Source organism: Pseudobutyrivibrio sp. OR37, from assembly GCF_900113655.1.
Classification (GTDB): Bacteria; Bacillota; Clostridia; order Lachnospirales; family Lachnospiraceae; genus Pseudobutyrivibrio.
On the sequence record NZ_FOQF01000081.1, the window covers coordinates 1 to 1029 of the forward strand.

Sequence of the window (1029 nt, forward strand, 5' to 3'; positions counted from 1 at the left end):
CTGCCCATGGCAAAAAGCCATTAAAGGATAAGGATGATGATCATCATTCTTCTGGCTCATCAGGGGGAAACGATAAATTCGAGGATTACACTGATGATATTCCTTTAGATGGAAAAACTATCAAATGTAGCACAACTGATCCAGAAAGCGGATGGTTTAGAAAAGGCGAGCATAAACATGTCTTTGCTTATGGAATAGAAACAGCTTGTGATAAGAATGGTTGGATTCTTGATTTTGATGTTAACCCAGGAAATGAACATGATAGCAGAACTTTCAAAGGGCTCTATGATAAACTTGAAAACATTGGTATGGAGAAGTGTGTTGTTGATGCAGGGTATAAAACACCAGCCATTGCAAAGTTACTTCTTGATGATGGAGTCAAACCTATTTTTCCTTACAAAAGACCTCAGACTAAAGAAGGCTTCTTTAAGAAATCTGAGTATGTTTATGATGAATACAATGACTGCTATATTTGTCCTAATGACCAGATATTAAAATACAGTACTACAAACAGAGATGGTTATAAGGAATACAAAAGTTGTGGTCACATATGTGAGAAATGCGAATTCTTAAATCAATGTACTGCCAGCAAAAATCATGTCAAAGTAGTAAACAGACATGTATGGGAAGAGTACATGGAAACATGTGAAGATATAAGATACACCGAAGGAATGAGAGAATTGTACTCTCACAGAAAAGAAACCATAGAAAGAATCTTTGGAACTGCTAAAGAGAATCATGGTTTTAGATATACACAGATGTATGGTAAGGCGCGTATGGTAATGAAAGTCGCGCTTACCTTTGCGTGTATGAATTTAAAAAAGCTTGCAAAAATACAACAAGAATGGGAATTAGAAATGGCCTAGAGAAGGACATTTTCATCATAAATTTCAAAATAATATGAAAGAAAAAGGAAAGGATGCTGCAAAACGAATGATATGCCCCCTGTCAAGTAGACAGGTTAAATATCTAAATGGAATGTTTAGTGAATGACCATACTTTATATGAAGTATGGTCATTTTTCTATGC

General features: G+C 35.3%; 1 pseudogene. It reads left to right on the top strand.

Annotation, left to right across the window (positions count from 1 at the left end):
- Window positions 1–848 (top strand): annotated as a pseudogene (locus BM097_RS15985) (transposase); the annotation flags it as partial.
- Between the last annotated feature and the right edge of the window lie 181 nt (window positions 849–1029).